The 18,598-nt window shown below is 42.7% G+C and carries 13 protein-coding genes and 1 pseudogene; all 14 read left to right on the top strand.

What is annotated here, in order from left to right:
* Window positions 1-6: 6 nt before the first annotated feature.
* The gene (locus tag AC0VYE_RS01480) at window positions 7-1,134 is read left to right on the top strand and encodes a glycoside hydrolase family 88 protein (RefSeq protein ID WP_475445573.1); all 1,128 of its coding nucleotides are present in this window, start codon (window positions 7-9) and stop codon (window positions 1,132-1,134) included.
* Between the two features lie 184 nt (window positions 1,135-1,318).
* Complete coding sequence (locus AC0VYE_RS01485; RefSeq protein WP_475445575.1) at window positions 1,319-2,833, top strand: CehA/McbA family metallohydrolase; 1,515 nt, start codon at window positions 1,319-1,321, stop codon at window positions 2,831-2,833.
* 354 nt (window positions 2,834-3,187) lie between these two features.
* Window positions 3,188-7,015: an S-layer homology domain-containing protein gene (locus AC0VYE_RS01490; protein ID WP_475445577.1), complete on the top strand. Its 3,828-nt coding sequence runs from the start codon at window positions 3,188-3,190 to the stop codon at window positions 7,013-7,015.
* A 250-nt stretch (window positions 7,016-7,265) separates the two neighbouring features.
* Entirely contained in the window at window positions 7,266-9,458 is a 2,193-nt protein-coding gene (locus AC0VYE_RS01495; protein ID WP_475445579.1) for an ABC transporter ATP-binding protein, read from the top strand.
* Entirely contained in the window at window positions 9,455-9,988 is a 534-nt protein-coding gene (locus AC0VYE_RS01500) for a DUF1854 domain-containing protein (protein WP_475445581.1), read from the top strand. The genes AC0VYE_RS01495 and AC0VYE_RS01500 overlap by 4 nt, the downstream gene beginning before the upstream one ends.
* 172 nt (window positions 9,989-10,160) lie before the next feature.
* Complete coding sequence (locus AC0VYE_RS01505; RefSeq protein ID WP_076270678.1) at window positions 10,161-10,673, top strand: TlpA family protein disulfide reductase; 513 nt, start codon at window positions 10,161-10,163, stop codon at window positions 10,671-10,673.
* A 13-nt stretch (window positions 10,674-10,686) separates the two neighbouring features.
* Window positions 10,687-11,502, top strand: a complete 816-nt coding sequence (locus tag AC0VYE_RS01510) for an MBL fold metallo-hydrolase (protein WP_475445583.1) — start codon at window positions 10,687-10,689, stop codon at window positions 11,500-11,502.
* 157 nt (window positions 11,503-11,659) lie between these two features.
* Window positions 11,660-12,343 (top strand): response regulator transcription factor, encoded by a 684-nt coding sequence (locus AC0VYE_RS01515; protein WP_475445585.1) that lies wholly within the window; start codon window positions 11,660-11,662, stop codon window positions 12,341-12,343.
* Complete coding sequence (locus tag AC0VYE_RS01520) at window positions 12,340-13,599, top strand: HAMP domain-containing sensor histidine kinase (protein WP_475445587.1); 1,260 nt, start codon at window positions 12,340-12,342, stop codon at window positions 13,597-13,599. Before AC0VYE_RS01515 ends, AC0VYE_RS01520 begins: the two co-directional genes overlap by 4 nt.
* A 144-nt stretch (window positions 13,600-13,743) precedes the next feature.
* Window positions 13,744-14,505 carry an ABC transporter ATP-binding protein gene (locus AC0VYE_RS01525; RefSeq protein ID WP_475445589.1) on the top strand — a complete coding sequence of 254 codons (762 nt, stop codon included), beginning with the start codon at window positions 13,744-13,746 and terminating at the stop codon, window positions 14,503-14,505.
* Window position 14,506: 1 nt separating this feature from the next.
* Window positions 14,507-16,849 carry an ABC transporter permease gene (locus AC0VYE_RS01530; protein WP_475445591.1) on the top strand — a complete coding sequence of 781 codons (2,343 nt, stop codon included), beginning with the start codon at window positions 14,507-14,509 and terminating at the stop codon, window positions 16,847-16,849.
* A gap of 145 nt (window positions 16,850-16,994) precedes the next feature.
* A complete protein-coding gene (locus AC0VYE_RS01535) occupies window positions 16,995-17,951 on the top strand; it encodes an alpha/beta fold hydrolase (protein WP_076270672.1) in 957 nt (318 codons plus the stop codon).
* Window positions 17,952-18,101: 150 nt separating this feature from the next.
* On the top strand, window positions 18,102-18,422 hold the full coding sequence (locus tag AC0VYE_RS01540; RefSeq protein ID WP_475449825.1) for a hypothetical protein: 321 nt from the start codon (window positions 18,102-18,104) through the stop codon (window positions 18,420-18,422).
* Window positions 18,346-18,551: pseudogene (locus AC0VYE_RS01545) on the top strand (transposase); the annotation flags it as partial. The gene AC0VYE_RS01540 and the pseudogene AC0VYE_RS01545, both read left to right, overlap by 77 nt.
* Between the last annotated feature and the right edge of the window lie 47 nt (window positions 18,552-18,598).

Here is an 18,598-nt window from a genome sequence, read left to right on the forward strand (position 1 = left end):
AAGGACATGTGGAAATCGGCAATTGAAGATGCAATGGAGAAGACGAAAAAGAACATCCAGCGTTTTGGGGTTCGCTTCCCGCATGTCAGTGTCAACGACAAGTATGAACTCAATGACAATGAAGATTGGACAAACGGATTTTGGAGTGGAATGCTGTGGTTATGCTACGAGTATTCCGGAGATGAAGCTTACCGTGATGCTGCTCGGCTCACGGTAAAGAGCTTCAAGCATCGTATGGAAGAGCATATTGTGCTTGATCATCATGACATCGGTTTCTTATACACCTTATCCTCGAAAGCACAGTGGATTTTGGAGAGGGATAAGGAAGCAAGAGAGCTGACATTACAGGCAGCAGACGTGCTTTTGCGCCGCTTTAGAGAAAAAGGACAATACATTCAAGCTTGGGGACTGGCTGGAGACGAGAAGCATGGCGGGCGCATGATTATTGATTGCCTCTTGAATCTTCCATTGTTATTTTGGGCTTATCAACAAACGGGTGATGAGCGTTATTATAAGGTTGCCGTTAAGCAGGCAGATCAAAGCCGCCGCTACCTTGTACGAGGTGACGACAGCTCCTATCATACCTTCGTTTTTAATGAAGAAACCGGTGAGGCGCTAGGCGGCGCAACACATCAAGGGTACACAAACGGATCGACATGGGCTCGCGGCCAAGCATGGGGTATTTATGGCTTTGCACTTGCCTATCGCTACACCGGGAATAAGGCATATTTGGATACAGCGAAACGGATGGCAGCTTACTTTCTTTCCCGGCTACCTGAGGATGATGTGGCTTACTGGGACTTTGATGTTCAGGTCGAGGAAGGGACGTACCGAGACAGCTCTGCCTCTGCGATTACAGCCGCGGGCTTGCTGGAATTAATGAGCCATCTGGACGATAACGATCCAGATCGCGCAGAATTTGAACGGAAACTGATTTTGTCGATGACCTCACTTGTTCGTCATTACTCCACGATGGGAGAAGAGGCAGAAGGGTTATTAAAGCATGGTTCTTATTATGTAAGAGGCAATACAGCGCCGGATGATTTTATGATCTGGGGAGACTACTTTTACCTTGAGGCACTTATGCGAATGGAAAAAGGAATAAAAGGTTACTGGTACGAGAAAATGGAGTAAGAGAGCAGGCTCTATTTTAAAATTGCAGTGAGTCCCTTTCTACTTTTTGGATGGGCAGGTTTAATGGTTACTATTTTTGGCATGATCCGCATCGGCGGCTTTAAGCTGAATCGGAAATTAATAGGCACTCTTGGATAGTTACAGAATTACACGAATAAAAGTAGGATATGGAAGGTGAATAACCATGAATAAGGGACAAATTTCCGTTAAGCTGGAGCAGAATAACAGCTATTTTCCGATTGCAGTTGAAGAAGAGTACGACTGGCTTGCGATTCGCTTTACGTATGAGAAGGAAAATTCATGGGGAAGATTGCATTTATTCGATGCGGAGAACAATATTCGCTTCTGCTTCCTAGATGGTGGAAACGAGCGGCTAATCGTCGTTCATAAACAGGTAGAATTTACGAGTCCCATAGCGATGCCGGGTCCCATCGTTCAAGGCATATGGACGCTTGAGGTTTCAAATGAAGAGGGCAGAATGTTCGAAGCAGAATGGGAGCTTGGATATGGCGCTCTGCCGGCAGAATATGAATCAACACAGATGCAGGGTGAGCGCGAATATTGGAGCACTGGCAATTTGAATGCTGGCGTCACGATGGACAAATACGACTGGGCGAAGGTGTGGAAGATGGGGAGCCGCTATTATAAAGGAGATTTCCATACGCATACCATATTGTCCGATGGCAAAATGACGCAGCTAATGAACCGTGAGCAAGCGGTGAAGCAGGGTCTGGATTTCTTTGTAGCGACGGATCACAATGTACTGTCTACATCATGGGCGAAAGGAGATGCACTTGTCATTCCCGGCGTGGAGGTCACAGCTGGTGACGGGCATTGGAATGCACTTGGTCTAAGGAAATGGATTGATTGGAGAGCGACTGCACAAGACGGTGGCTTGACGACGCAGCAGGGAATGGACCGATTGATGAAGGAAGCAGCAGAGCTAGGAGCGGTCTGCTCCATAAATCATCCGATGCTGGCACCTTGGGCATGGCTATATGGGGAGACGCAGCTAAAGGGATTACACTCCATGGAAATATGGAATGATCCAACCTTTTCTCCGAACACTGTCGCTACAGAGAAGGCATTGCAGCTATGGACGGCAAGCTGGAATGAAGGATATCGTATTACGGGGATTGGCGGTTCTGACTCTCACATGCTGCCTACAGATAAATATGAAGATAGCCCTATTCCTTCTTTAATTGGCGACCCTTCCACGTATGTGTGGTGTGATGATTTGAGTGCCGACAACATATTAGAAGGCGTGAAAAATGGTCATGTTTATGTGTCGCGCGGACCCGTGCTTAAAGCATCCATTCAAGTCGGCGGCCGCGATTACCGATTCGGCTGTGATTTGTCTGATGCGTTTAGTTTGGGGAAAAGCGAGGCTGCATTCCATGAAGTGAACTGCACATTAAGTGTAGCGAGTGATGTGTTCGCTCGAGTAACCTTAATTCACAACGGTATTGCTGAATCCGTGAAGGAAGTTTCTGCGGCGGCTGCGGGAGTAGCGCCAGCGGCGCTGGAATGGAATATACCTTTGGAAGAAGGCGCGTATAACTGGTATCGCTTTGATATTCGCGATGAAGCGGGAATGCTGCTCGCCTTTACGAACCCATTCTATTACGGATCTAAGGAGCCGCAGATTACAACTTACAATGAGCTCTTGGCAAGCGCGAATTTGACGCAAGTGAGTTAGAATACTTTTATCTTGTTATTTTGCCATCCTAAATTCAATAACAAAGAAGCCCGTAATGACGGTGATTATGTAAATCACCGAATTACGGGCTTCTTTTCTAATTATCGTTTTGTCCGCGCCTATTGAGGAGGGCTAATCCCTCTAAGTATATCAATATAATTATTTCCATTTTTTAAAAATTAAATTGATATAATTGGTAAAAGCAAATATAATTTATTTTATAATATTAATTGATTTTTTTTATTAAATGTCAATTAAGAGTAGTTTTTAAGAGAAGGTTTAAATCGAATAATTTATTGGAAATGATTCAAAAGATCGTTTGATTACAACTTTATGAGGGAGTGAAAAAATCAATTGTTTTACAAACAAAGCTTTAAAAATAGTTGTTTAATTATGATGTTATTTTTCCTCATTCCATTTGGAAATATTTACGGTAATACGGACCAAATCAAAGATATTAAGGGACATGGGGCTGAAGCGGATATACAAGAATGGCTTGATAAAGGATTAATAAAAGGTTATCCAGATCAAACATTTCGACCGGATAACGTAATATCTAGAGGCGAGTTTGTGGCACTTGTAAACAGGGTATTCAAATATTCGGATAAAAGCACTATTAGCTTTAAAGATTTAAAGCAGACAGACTGGGTATACATAGATGTACAAAAAGCTATTGCACAAGAATATATTAACGGATTTGAAGACAATACATTTCGCCCTAACAAACAGATAACAAGACAAGAAACTGCTGTAATACTATCAAAGATTTTAAAACTCAACGATAAAGGTGCAACAAACCTAACTCCCCCAAAAGACTCGAACCGCATACCTTCTTGGAGCAGATCGGCTATCCATAATATTTTAGATAAAGGTATTATGAGTAATTATTCAGACGGAACGTTTCAATCTCAGCGCCAAATGACTCGTGCAGAATCTGTCGTAGCTATTAAGAAAGCACTTAGCTCAAGTACGGTCATTTATAACAAACCCGGTGTCTTTGGTGAATCTTCTTTAAATATTGTTCATAGTGATGTACTCATCCAATCATCTGATGTCACTCTTAAGAACATGCATATTCTGGGAGACCTCATTTTTTCTAAAGAAATCGGTGATGGCAACGCTTATATAGACCAGGTTAAAGTTGATGGTATGACTCGTATTGAAGGCGGCGGGTCAAATAGTATTCATATCAAAAATAGCCAGTTAGGAACGGTGTCTGTAAATAAGCCAGAATCAGTTGTCAGAGTTGTGGCAGAGGGAACAACAAGGATTCAACTCACACAAATTTTATCTAGCGCAATTATAGAAGAACAGAATGTTTCGGGAGAGGGTTTTGTTAATCTGCATGTTCTCCCTGAAACGAAAGAAAATAAATCGAGGAATATATCAATTGCGGGCGACTTTAACGATATCAACGTGAATGCTAGTCTCAATGCATTAACTGTTCTTTCTGGAACTATAAATAGCTTGTTTATTAAAGAGAAATTAATTATTCCAAGTATCGTCTTGAATAAGGGCGTAACTGTCCAGACACTTGATTTAAAAAGCACTTCGACGGTTTCAGGAGATGGCCAAATAAATAAGGTTATACTTTCTGAAGATGCAAAGGAATCTGTATTACCAGACGTGAAGAAGCCAACTATTCCTTTGCCTGGCGGCGGTGGAGGTGGAGGTGGAGGCCTTCCTGGCGGTGATGGTGGGAGTCCAGAGCCCGAAACTCCTACTTTATCGGTTGCTTCCATAGTTGCCGCTAATGGAAGTATTGATGTTTTGTTCAATAAGAGCTTAACAGATACTCCTAACGCATCGGATTTTATCGTGTCAAGAAAAATCAATAATGGAGCTTTTCAGAGAGTGGACATTAGTCTGGTTAAATTATTGGAGAACAAAACAACGGTTAAATTAACTATCCCATCTATTGGCAGCGTTGATCAAGATCAAGTAGTTGTGTATTCCCTATCTTATAAGAACGCAAACGTTGTGGAAGCTCAAGCCTTTACCGTCGCCAAATCAACTACAATTGTAAAAGGCTCATTATACTATTTGAAATATAACGGGACGAAGCCATTGCCTATAAATGAAATGTTAATTCATTTAACAGGAGTTAATGAAACGACAGGAATCTATAAAAGCATAACAAATAAAACCGGTAGTTATACGTTCAACAATGTATCTTCAGGTACTTATGTTATTAATATCTATATTGGCCTAACCAAATATTACACTGATGAATTCACTGTAGAAGCGGGACAAACTCTGGAGATTCCGGATATCATTATTGAGGAAGACGCTCCATTGCCATCAATAAATGAGACAACATTCTCGGATATTGGATATCTAAGTGGAAGTGTCCAATTTTTAAAAGAGAGATTCTATGTGAAAGTGGAATTGGAGAACGGGACGGAACTTAAAACAGGTCAATTGAAGTTTAATAATACTTTTGGCTTTAATCTGTTTGATTATAATCCAGGCTTGATACTGAGCGGGAATGATAAACTGTTTGTTACTCTCTATACCGACGGAGGTTGGGAAAGTGAGCGGTTCTTGGTCAATGTTGTAGAAAGACCGAAGACCAAGTCTCCAAGTATTACAAGTGTCGTTTACGATGATACTAAATTTATTAAAGGTTCGCTTGAAGACTGGTCCAACCGAATTACTGTAACAAGAATGGATGAAACGTTGATTGGTCAGTTTTACAACCACTTAGGCAACGATTTTAGTGTGTATCTATTTGATGGTAGTGTATTAGCTGTCGGGGAAAAATTAAAAGTGTACGCGCAGGCTGATGGAAAGAGAAAGAGTGACCCTACCTACATTACAGTTATAGCACCCACGGTTGTGACAACTCCCCCTAAAATAGAGGGGATAATCTATGAGGATGCCCTATATATTACAGGTACAGCAGAAGCTAAGTCCCTCATTGTCGTTAAACGATCCGATGGAACGGTTATTGGTGAAGGGCAAGCAAGCGAGGAGTACTACGGAAATAAATTTAGCATTCGATTATCATCACCGCCAATTGCTGGGGAAACGTTATATTTATCCGCTAAAGGGTATGAAAAAATCATTAGCGAGCTTGCATCTGTAGTCGTCGAAAATAGGCCAATTACAGCTACTCCTAAAGTAATTGGCGAAGTTTTCAGTGATTTTACTTATATTCATGCGACTGTTGTATCTAGTCCGCAAGTAAAACTATTTTTGAAAGACATGAATGGTACCATTATTTCAGAGGGGTACCTCCTTCCAGAAGGATCGATGACTTTCTGGGAACTAGATTTAATTCCAAATGCACAATACCAATTGACTGCAATTGCTCCAGAGATGAAAGAAAGTGCTCCATTTATTTTTACTGCGATTGCTCCAACGGAAATTACGTCTGTTCCTGTTATTACCGTGCCCATTTACGCGGATGCAGATTATAAATTGTCTGGAATAACGGATCCTTATGCAACGGTATACTTATATTATGAAGACGGTAAGCTTTATTACAGTGTTCCAGCTAACCAGCTAGGTGAGTTTACCTTCGTTCTGCCAACCTATCCTCCATTGTTACCTGGAGCTAAACTGATCATTAGATCCGATGCAAGAGGTAAATTAATAAGTGAAGAACTTGTCCTTACTACAACGGCACCAATTGAAAAATCTAGCCTGCCTGTGATTAATAATCAGATCTACGGATATACAAATGAAATAAAGGGTACTGCAGCTACAACTGCATTAATAAAATTATTCCATGAAGATGGTCGCCAAATCAATTCAGGCTCTTATCCCGACATGAATACTGGACGTTGGTCCATTGGATTAGTCTATACTATTCTTCGGGGTGGAGACCAAATTTATGTCATTACTGACGAGCCAGGTAAATTGCCAAGTGATCCTTACTATATCACCATACAATCTGCTCCAAAATCAAATGTACCTGTCGTCACAAGTACGGTTAATGCTCAATCCTCAAATATTCAGGGAACTTATGACGGGATGGCAGTAGTTAACCATATTCTTACAACTATTCTGCTTGTCGATGAGAACAATGAAGTAATTGGAGTGGATTGGGTTAAGAGTGATGGCACTTTCTCGCTTGATATTAGGTCCAATCATTTAATTGCAGGTCAAATTATTAGAATCATTGCAAAAGAAGGTCAAAAGGAAGCTGGCGATCCTCTAATTATTACTGTGAATTAATGCATAAGATTAAGAGTATGAAGCTAAAGTCAATATAGGGAACAATGCAGCACACCTAAACAATATCAAAACCCTACAACCGAAAGAGGTTGTGGGGTTTTGGTTTTTCTTTCTCAAAAATGTGAAAGCAAAAGGGAGAGACGCAACGATGCAGAGGAAATGAGCAGTAATAAACAGCTATAGTCATTTTCCATCTTTACCCATATGGAGATATGTGAGTAAATAGGGTGGTAACGAAAGGGGGAAGAATATGACCTTTATTAATAAGCTTCCTAAGGCGATAGAAGCACAACTTAGAGAGAAAACGCTGTTTCATGCCGTATCAGATTTAATGAATGATGGTCAGTTTGGGGAAGAATGGCTGGTACTGACTGAAAAGGAAGTATCGGTGTGGAGTTCGGATGGGGTGTTGGTGACTACACTCGCATTTTCGGATATTACAGATGCCCGGGCTGTTGGCGGAGTAGGCGGCGGCTCATTGCTAGCGGATACCAAGAACGGTCCGATTATCCTTATACGCTACACAGCATCGCTTACTTCTATATTTGGATACGCATCTAAATTAATGGGTGCAGTGGCAAAAGGCGAAGAGCGGCCAACGGTTTCTGAGAAAGAATTCCCGAGAAACTGTCCAAAATGCCGCAATCCACTGCCGGACGATTCTCAAGCTTGCCCCGTTTGTAAAAACAACGGCAAGGTTCTGTTTCGAATGCTGAGCTACGCGAAACCTTACAAGCTGCAAATGGTTGCGGCAGCGATTATGTTGATTTTTACAACATTGGTTGAGCTTATCCCGCCATTTTTGACCAAAATGATTGTGGATGATGTGCTGACTCCGAAGGATATGGGCACCACGCTTTTGTGGATTGTTATCGGCCTTGCAGCGACCTCGCTGGTAGTCACCCTCATGCAGACCGTGCGCGGTATTATTGGCGTGTGGATCGGTTCCAAATTAATGGGCGATCTTCGGCACGATGTCTATAATGCCTTGATGAGATTGTCGTTATCCTTCTTTGACCGAAGACAATCCTCGCAGTTTATTGGACGGGTAAACAATGATTCAGAGGCGATGCGGCAATTCATGACCGATGGTGTCATCTGGGTCTCGGGTGAGTCACTGCGTGTCATTGCGATTTTCATCATTATGTTTAGCTTTGATTGGAAATTAACGCTGCTCGCCATGCTGCCTATGCCGCTTATGATTATTTTGTCCAGTGTATTATGGCCGATGATCGGTCGGCGGTGGTATCAGCAGTGGAGGTCTATTTTCAGACTAAATGCTTTAGTTGGCGATTCTTTGCAAGGTATTCGTGTGGTTAAAGCGTTTGGTCAGGAAAAGACGGAAATGTCGCGTTATACGGCAGCGAATAAGGAACTCGTTCGGCATAATATTCGAATTGAAGGTTTGTGGCAGGGCATGTTCCCCGTCTTCGCTTTAGTCGCTGGAGCGGGTACCTTATTGATTTGGTATTTTGGCGGCAAAACTGTGCTTCAGGGCAATCTATCTATCGGTACTTTGATCGCTCTAGTTACCTATTTGGGCATGCTTCTTGGACCATTGCAGTGGGTAAGCCAAATGATCAACTGGGCAACGCATGCCATTTCGGCAGCTGACCGCGTATTTGAAATTATGGATACCCCGTCTGATGTACCCGATACTGTAAACCCAGCACAGATTGGCCGCGTAAAAGGCGAGGTTGAATTCAAAAAGGTGACTTATGGATACGAAAAGCATCACCCTGTGCTCAAAAGCGTAGACTTAAAGGTAGCCGTAGGCGAGATGATCGGATTAGTCGGACATTCCGGTGCCGGAAAATCGACGTTTATTAACATGATCTGCCGATTCTATGATTCGGATGAGGGTACGATTACGATCGACGGCACGAACATCCGCAATATTAGTCAGAACGACCTGCGCAAGCAGATTGGCGTCGTGCTGCAGGAGACGTTTCTGTTTGACGGGACGATAGCAGAAAATATTGCTTACTCTAAACCGGACGCTACAGAGCTGGAAATTATGCGCGCAGCCAAAATCGCTAATGCACATGATTTCATCGTACAGCTGCCGGATGGTTACGACACGAGAGTAGGTGAACGCGGCCATAAGCTGTCTGGTGGAGAAAAGCAGCGGGTATCTATTGCTCGCGCCATTATTCATGATCCGCGAATTCTCATTCTGGACGAAGCAACGGCCTCCGTAGATACGGTGACGGAGCGTCAAATTCAAGAAGCGATATCGCGTCTGGTTAAAGGAAGAACAACGTTTGCGATTGCCCATCGATTGTCGACTTTGCGCAATGCAGACCGGCTTGTCGTGCTGGATCACGGCAAAATTGTTGAAGTAGGAACACATGAGGAGCTGCTGGCTTCCGAGGGTGCATACTACAAGCTAGTTGAGGCGCAAAAGGAAATGTCCAAGATCAAGGGGGTTGAAAATGCATGATTGATTCCAATGACATTGGTGTTGAAATAAACACGAAGGACCCTTTTGAGATTAATCTATTGGAACCAAGCGCGGTCTCATTTTCCCGCAGCCAAGGCGGCGTTTTTCAAGGCGTTGTAGAAGGAAAGGCTTATGAAGAAATCACACTCTTTCGTATATTTCCTTTCCAATACACGACCCAGTATATATCCGTCCGTGATGCCAAGGGTGAAGAAATCGGCGTTATTCAGGATATTGAGCAGCTGGATGAAGAAAGCCGAACCGAAATGGATAAAGAGCTGAAGCTTCGGTATTTCCTTCCGCTTGTAACTCATATTGATTCCATTAAGCAAAAAGCCGACATGTGGATTTGGGAGCTGCAAACGAATTTGGGACCGACCCGCATCGTCATGCGGAACTTGCATGAGCATATGCAATACCCGAGTGATAATCGCATTATTCTTACCGACATCAACGGCAAAAGATGCGAGGTTCGTGATTGGAAGAAGCTAGACGGTCACAGTCGCGGTCAGTTGAAGGATGTCTTATAAGGCAACGAATATCGTGCTGTCTCTCTTTTTTAAAAAAGAGGGCAGCACTTTTGTATTGTCTTATGTTGCTCGTGTAGAAAAAAAGTAGAATGCATGTGAAAATCATCGTAAGATAGACTGAATATCCACTTTAAACCAACAGCCCTATGATCAATGGAAGGAACATGTGTAAATGAACAAAATAGTTAAAATAACGACAGGCACAATTATTGTTGCGGCGTTTAGCTTGATGGTCTATCTTGGGTATAGCTATCTCAACAAACTCAAAACCGAATTATCCAGTATCGCCTTGTCGGAGCTCAGTACAGGGGAAGAAGTGGCGGTTGATTTTGCGGAGAAACCAACGGTTTTATCCATCTTTACTTCATGGTGCCCTTATTGTAATGAGGATGCCCCAAAAATGGTCGCTTTGCATGAAAAGTATAAGGATAAAATTAATGTATACGGTATAAATGTTACGAATCGTGATGAATTATCAGAGGTGAAAAACTATGTGGAGCAGCATCAAATTACATACCCGGTCCTCCTGGATAAAACGGGGGATGTATACAAGTACTATGGTGGAGATGGCTTCCCAGCTCTGTGCTTTGTGAATACGGACGGGGAAATCATTGATTACATTATCGGATCGCTTGACCAAGATGAAATAGAAGCTTCGTTTAAGAAGCTTCTCGGCGAGACCTAAAGGAGAGATACTTTTGATTCAATACAAAAATGAACAGGTAACCGTGTTCCAAAGTGAGTTATATCAAACGACAGCGACGGTCATTCAGACGGAGGAAATGGTACTCATCGTAGATCCGAACTGGCTTGCGGGAGAAGTTGAGGCGATAAAAGAGTATGTAAATGAGATCAAAGGTGATCGAGCTCTGTATCTATTATTTACTCACGGAGATTTCGATCATATTATTGGTTATCAAGCGTTCCCTGATGCCATTACCATCGGCAGTACCGGGCTGCAGCATCATGCGCAAAAAGAAGAGAAGCTTGAAATGATTCGAGAGTTTGATCGTAAAAACTATATTGTAAGAAATTATCCTATCGCATTCCCAAGCCTTGATATCATAATTAAAGAGGATGGACAGCAGCTGCACGTAGGAGATACGACAATGACTTTCTATCTTGCGCCGGGTCATACGGAGGATGGATTAATAACGATCGTGGAGCCGTTAGGAATCATGATTGCAGGAGACTATTTATCCGATTTCGAGCTGCCTTTTATTTATCAAAGTGCGAAGGCGTATAATCAAACCCTTGAGAAGGCTGGCCGTATCTTTGCAACGCATTCCGTTCACTTGCTTATACCGGGTCACGGAAAAGCGACAGCCGACTCGTCAGAGATGAAGAGACGTTTGGCTAGGGCATCGGATTATTTAAACCGCCTTTGTGAGGCAGTTATGGCAAATAACGAGACTGCTCTTGCTGCGCTTTACCGTGAGCATGCCTTCTTATCCACTTTTACGGAATATTGCCACAAGGAAAATGTATCGATTATACAACGTGAATATCAGTAATATTATAATCAACGAACATTAAAACACCCTAACGAGGAGCCGCTTGCGTGCTGCGCGATAGGGTGTTTTTGGTTTATTTACGTTTAAACTTCCTTTTTCATAGTATATTATGGAAGTGACTAATGTTTACTATTCTATCAACTAACGGAGAACGCATATGAACTATGATTGCTTAATTGTGGATGACGAGACGGTTCTTGCAGAAACGACGAGTGAATATTTTAATATGTTTGAGGTCAAATCGGCGTACGTGACAAGTGCGGAGGAATGTGAGCTCTTTTTACGGGAAAATGAAACATCGCTTATCCTGCTCGACATTAATCTTGGTCATACTTCCGGGTTTGATTTGTGCAAGAAGCTCAGACAAACGACACAAATTCCGATTCTGTTTATTAGCGCTCGGTCTAGTGATAACGATATTCTTATAGCCCTTAACATAGGCGGCGACGATTATATACAGAAGCCTTATACGCTTAGTGTGCTGCTTGCTAAAGTGAAGGCTGTCCTCAAAAGATACGGGAATCAAAGCCCCTCCGAAATGCTGGAGTTTGGTGAAGTAAAAATTGATTGCAATCTTTGCCGCATTCGTGTGAACGGTGTAGATATGAAGCTCAAAACGATGGAATTTAAATTGCTCTGTTACTTGGCGAAAAATAAAAACAGAGTCGTTTCAAAAGAAGAGTTGTTTGACAAGGTATGGGGTGACTCCTTTGCCGGAGATGGAACTCTTAATGTACATATTCGCCACTTGCGCGAGAAAGTCGAACCGAATCCCAACCAGCCGCAATATATTAAAACGGTATGGGGGACGGGATACGTCCTGGAAGATAACAAGTTATGAGAATTAAATGGCTGTTCATCACTATCCTCTTTGTATTTGCAACAGGCAGTGCAGCTTCTTGGCTCGTTATGAATAGCAAGACGGATACCGAAGTGGATATGGTAGCTATAAATGAGGTGTTAAAAAAGCTTGAGAGCCACTGGGGGCAAATCGATCAAGCGGATTTCAGCACGATAAAGCAGCCATTCAGCGTTATCGATACTCATGGCCAAGTACGCTTTCAAACATTCGAGGGGCAATCTCCTGCCATTAATGAAGCAATTAAAAACAGAGATACGATAACAGATGTCGTGGTAGAGGGTACTTTAGTTGGCAAGCTTATTGTGCTAAACGATGATAAAAAAGTAATTCAGCAAATGAAACGGCAGCTTATTATCGTGCTCTTTATCACTTTTACCATGTTTGCAATGCTAAGTGTCATCTATGTTTTGTTTTTAAATTATAAGGTTTTCAAACCATTTCATAAGCTGCAAAGCTTTGCAGTTAACGTGGCGAGAGGGAATCTGGATATTCCTTTGAAAATGAGTCAAAACAACCCGTTTGGCGCTTTTACAGAAAGCTTCGACATTATGCGCGAGGAACTGGCTCTAGCCAGGCAAAGTGAATATGAGGCAAACCGCAGCAAGAAGGAGCTTGTTGCCAGCTTAAGTCATGACATTAAGACACCAGTCGCCTCGATTAAAGCGGTGAGCGAATTGATGCTGCTTCGAGCTGACGATGAGAAAGTAACGAAGCAATTAACGACGATTTATTCAAAGGCAGAGCAGATCAATCTATTGGTGAGCGATATGTTCACGGCGACTTTAGAGGAGCTTAATGAGCTGAAAGTAACGGTGACGGAGGAAGAAAGCAGTGTTTTAAACGGGATTATCGCTAACGTGAATTATGATGATCAAATCAGCTGCTCATCCGTTCCTGCATGCCTAATCCTAACGGATGTATCGCGTTTACAGCAGGTATTTGATAATATTTTGAGCAACTCTTACAAGTATGCGGGTACCTCAGTTACCATTTTGTCTGCAATAAAACACAGCTATTTAGAAATAAGCATTATGGATTATGGAAAAGGTATTCATCCGGACGAGTTGCCGCTCTTGTTCAATAAATTTTATCGAGGAAATAATGCAGAGGGACGAAGTGGATCAGGGCTTGGGCTATACATATCCGAGTACTTGATGCAAAGCATGCAGGGCGATATAACATGCCATAACCGTGAAGATGGTTTTAGTGTAACGTTAAAAATTAAGTTAGCTTAAAGAATTAAGAATTGGCTAAGAATTGAACAAAGCTTAACTAAGAATTGGTTTTGTATGATAGGACTGTAAGCTACATTACAGTCTTTTTTGCTTGGGGCTAGAGCGAAGCAATCATACAATTGCAGGATAAAGGAGATTTAATTTATGCCAAGCCAAATGTTAAGAACCGAAAAATTGTGCAAAACGTTCTCAAGCGGGGGAAATCAGCAGCATGTGCTAAAAAACCTCGACATTAGTTTAATGGAGGGTGACTTTACCGTTATTATGGGAAGCTCGGGCTCGGGCAAATCGACCCTGCTCTATGCGCTTTCTGGAATGGATAAACCGACATTAGGCGAAATCTATTTTGAGGAGAAAAAGATTTCGAAGCTAAATAACGATCAGCTGGCGATTTTTCGAAGGAACAATTGCGGCTTTGTATTCCAAAAGGTTTATTTGCTCGACAATATGAGCGTGCTGGATAATGCGCTGGCAAGCGGTCTGCTTGTTAGCAAAAACAAGCGGGCTATCGTAGCCAAAGCAAAAAAACTGCTTGCCCAAGTGGGATTAAATGAAACCTCATGGGGCAAATTTCCGGAGCAGCTCTCCGGAGGAGAGGCGCAGCGTGCTGGCATCGTGCGCGCGTTGATCAATGATCCCAAAATTGTGTTTGCAGATGAACCAACCGGCGCGCTTAATTCCGCTGCAAGCGACAGTGTGCTGGATGTCATGACGGAGGTTAATAAGAGCGGACAAAGCATTGTTATGGTTACACATGATATGAAAACCGCGTTAAGAGGGAATAGAATACTTTACCTGCGTGACGGCGTTATTTTCGGGGATTTGCAGCTTAGTCCGTTCCTTGTGGAAAATAACCATAAACGGCATGAGCAGCTAAAAGCATTTTTGGCTGAAATGGGGTGGTGAGATGAATATCGTCAACCTAGCCTGGGCCAACATCAGAAAAGGCAAAAGCGCGGCATTTTCCCTTTTTATTTTGATATTTATCGCAGCGCTGCTGCTTAATGTGGGAATGACGGTTATTTTCAAAATCAATACGTTTTTTGATGATAAGGTGGCGGAACTACACGATCCTCACTTGAACATCATCACGGACAGTACAAGCTATACGAATGCCAAGGGCGACTTTTTGAAAAACTATTCTGATGTGAGTGAGTTTGAGCTCGAAAACATCGTGTTGATGAGTTCAGCCAAATTTCGTTATGGAGATAGCGACATGAGCCATGGCGCTGTTATCCTTAATGCGGATACTGATCGCGCGATTGCGCCATTAAAACTAATTGAGCAGATAGCCTTGAGCTCTGAGCCGGATATATACCTCCCTTACAGCTTTAAAGTAAGCGGCGGGTATAAGCTGGCTGACAGCTTCGTCTTTACCTATCAGGACAAGGAATATCGTTACCGGGTTGCAGGTTTTTTTGAGACAACCATGCTTGGCACCACCAACATAACGCTGATGAAATATTTTTTGCCGGATACGGAATATGAGCAGCTGCTCAGCCAGCTCAGCCCCAAAGAGGAAGGCACCTTCATATCTGCCAAGTTAAAAAACAGCGAGCAATCGATTCAGCTGCTTAAAGATTACGAAGAGCAATTTCCCTTTTCCCATAATGAGGCAAGCTCCTTTTACTCTTCATTAGACGTTATGACGATGAAGGGCATAAGTACAATGACGATCAATCTGGTCGCTATGATTATGGTTGCTTTTGCGGCGGTTATTGTTGTGGTGTCATTGCTTGTTATTAAGTTCCGTGTCACAAATAGTATTGAGGATGGCCTTGTTAATATTGGTGTTCTGAAAGCAGTGGGCTATACGAGCCGGCAAATTATTTTATCTATTATGATGCAGTTTATGATCATTACCTTATTGGCAAGCATTATGGGGGTGGCGGTCACTTACACCGTTATGCCTGTATTCGGAGGCATTATTTCTACGCTGTCTGGACTGCTATGGAATCAGAGCTTTAATGCTGTAATTAATCTAGCCAGTATTCTAATTGTAGTTGTACTGGTCGTAACTGTAACCCTTCTCGCTTCAATTCGTATTAGAAAGCTGCATCCAATAGCGGCGCTGCGGGGAGGCATTGTGACACATAGCTTTAAGAAAAACCGTTTCCCTCTAGATCAAGCCAAGGGTGGATTAAGCTTTGTGCTTGCTTGCAAAACCATCGTGATGAACATCAGGCAGAACATTATGATCACTTTTATCGTTGCCGCCGTTACCTTTGCCTCTGTTTTTGCTATCGTTCTTTATTACAATATAGCAACAGATAAAACAGCGTTTATTCACCTCGTTGGTGCAGAAACCTCGAATGTCAATGTTCAGGCTAAAGAGGACGTAGATAGTGAGGCGCTGTTTGCATCCATTAAGCAAATGGATGGTGTTGAAAAAACGGTATTACTGGACTATTTAATAGCGAAAGTTGACGATAAACCGTTTGCTATGACGATTTCCGATGATTACAGCGGGTTGGAAAACCAAATGGTGTATGAGGGACGATATCCGCAATACGATAACGAAATTGTCGTTTCGTGGGCAGTATCGCAGCTGCTTGAAAAAAACATAGGCGATACGGTCAAAGTAGATATAGGGGAAGGAAGTTATTCTTTTTTAATTACCGGTCTGAGTCAGTCTATTAGCAATATGGGGCAAATATCATCTGTCACTTTGGAAGGTGTTCGGCACCTCATTCCAGATTATACAGGCAAGATGCTCAACGTTTATTTAAATGGTATCGATAATGCGAGCTTTATCAAAAATAGTAAAGTACAATACGGTAGCTCAGTAGAGGAATTTGTTGATGTAGACGAGACGATAAACAGCCAAAGCAGCGTCTATATTTCCGCGGTGTTTGCTGTTATGGTGCTTGTTCTCGCTATCACTGTATTGGTAGTCGTTCTCATTCTCTATCTTGTTATTAAAACCATGATTCTCAAGCGCAAGAGGGAGCTCGGAATATTTAAAGCAACAGGATATACGACGAGCCAGCTAATGACGCAAATCATGCTCAGCTTTGTACCGATTGTCATTATAGGGGTTGCTATTGGCGGTGTGCTGGGCAGCCTGTATACCAATTCCATGCTGACCTTGCTCCTCTCTGGAGCAGGAATTCACAACGTTCAGTTCATTATTAAATTTCCCCTTGTTATTGCGCTTTGTTTCGGAATCGTTATGTTGTCTTATGTTGTTTCTATTCTTGTGTCGCGGAGAATTAAAGGAATTTCCGCTTATGAATTAATTACAGAGTGAGAATAAAGATATTGCTTTAATCAAAGCTTTTGCAGGCGGCCTTTCGAGGTCGCTTTTTTGTGTTGTTGCAGGTGTCATTCGTATGCTACCATACGCTAAACGCCTACTTTAATAAATCGATTATATTTGAGAGGAATGAGTGTAAATGCCAGTAGTAGACATGCCGCTTGAGAAGTTAAAAGAGTACCAAGGAATTAATCCTCGCCCAGCTGATTTTGATGCTTATTGGGATCGTGCGATCTCTGAGATGCGTGCTGTAGATCCGCAAATTAAGCTCGTTCCAAGCTCATTCCAGACTCCGAACGCGGAATGCTTTGATCTCTACTTTACGGGCGTTCGCGGGGCTCGTATCCATGCCAAATATGTTCGGCCAAAACATATGGCAGAGCCGCATCCGGCTGTCGTATTATTCCATGGCTATACGGGAAATGCAGGCGATTGGAGTGACAAGCTGGCTTATGCCTCATTAGGCTTCTCCGTTCTAGCTATGGATTGCCGTGGTCAAGGCGGGGAGTCTGAGGATTCCGGCAATGTGAAGGGAAATACACATCAGGGTCATATTATTCGGGGATTAGATGATCATCCGGACAATCTGTTGTTCCGTCATATCTATTTGGATACTGCACAATTGGCGGGCATCGCACTGGGCTTGCCTGAGGTTGATCCAGAACGTGTTTATGCAGCTGGCGGTTCGCAGGGCGGAGCGCTTACGATTGCTTGTGCGGCGCTTGAACCGAGAGTAAAGAAGCTAGCTCCTGTTTTCCCATTCCTTTGCGATTATAAACGCACGTGGGAGATGGATTTGGCGAAGGACGCGTATCAGGAGCTTCGTACCTTCTTCCGTTATTTTGATCCGCTGCATGAGCGCGAGGATGAAATTTTTGAGAAGCTGGGTTATATCGATCTTCAATTTCTTGCAAACCGCATTCGCGGCGAAGTATTGATGTTTGTTGGCCTCATGGACACCATTTGTCCGCCTTCCACACAGTTTGCAGCTTATAACAAAATAACTTCTCCTAAGCAGTTAGCCATCTATCCGGACTTCGGGCATGAGCATTTGCCGGGTTCGTCGGATCGTACGATTCAATTTTTCTTGAACTAATAGGAATGAAATAAAGGGGCTGTCTCAAAAGTCATTTTGCGATTTTTTGAGCACTACTTAGAACTTATTTTCATCGAGAAAAAGGACCTCAAGCTCCACTATACAGTGGAATTTGAAGTCCTTTCATTTGAAAACGGGGATGTTTCCCTGATGCAAAGACTTTTGCGGCAGCGCCTGCAGCAGCTTCATCTAAGTGCAGAAATGCACTTATTTAACCAAATTTTCTTCAAATCTGATCAATTAGAGGTATTAGTACACCTATTTGCAACATTCCAATCTTGTTTGTTAAAAACAGGTGCACTTTTACACTTATTTGCTCTCCACTATTGGTTCGCGCACATTACAATCATACGACGATCATCGATGATGCTGGATATGGTCAGTCTGAGTTATTATGCGCTACAAGCAGCAAGCAAGGGAAAAACTGAGCTGCGAGGAAGGATATTCGCTGTCGGTAAGACGAATGATTGAACCCGAAAGTATTTTAGGACAGATAAAGAATAACCAAGGATTCCGACGTTTCTGCTTCGCAGCTTACCTAAGGTAAGTCTGGAGGTCGGGTGGCTTTCGCTTGCCCATAATCCTATGAAGCAAGCATAGACCAGAATAGAAAAATAGCAGTACAGGAATAGCTCTCCTGTACTGCT

Source organism: Pristimantibacillus sp. Z349TD_6 (assembly GCF_056173205.1).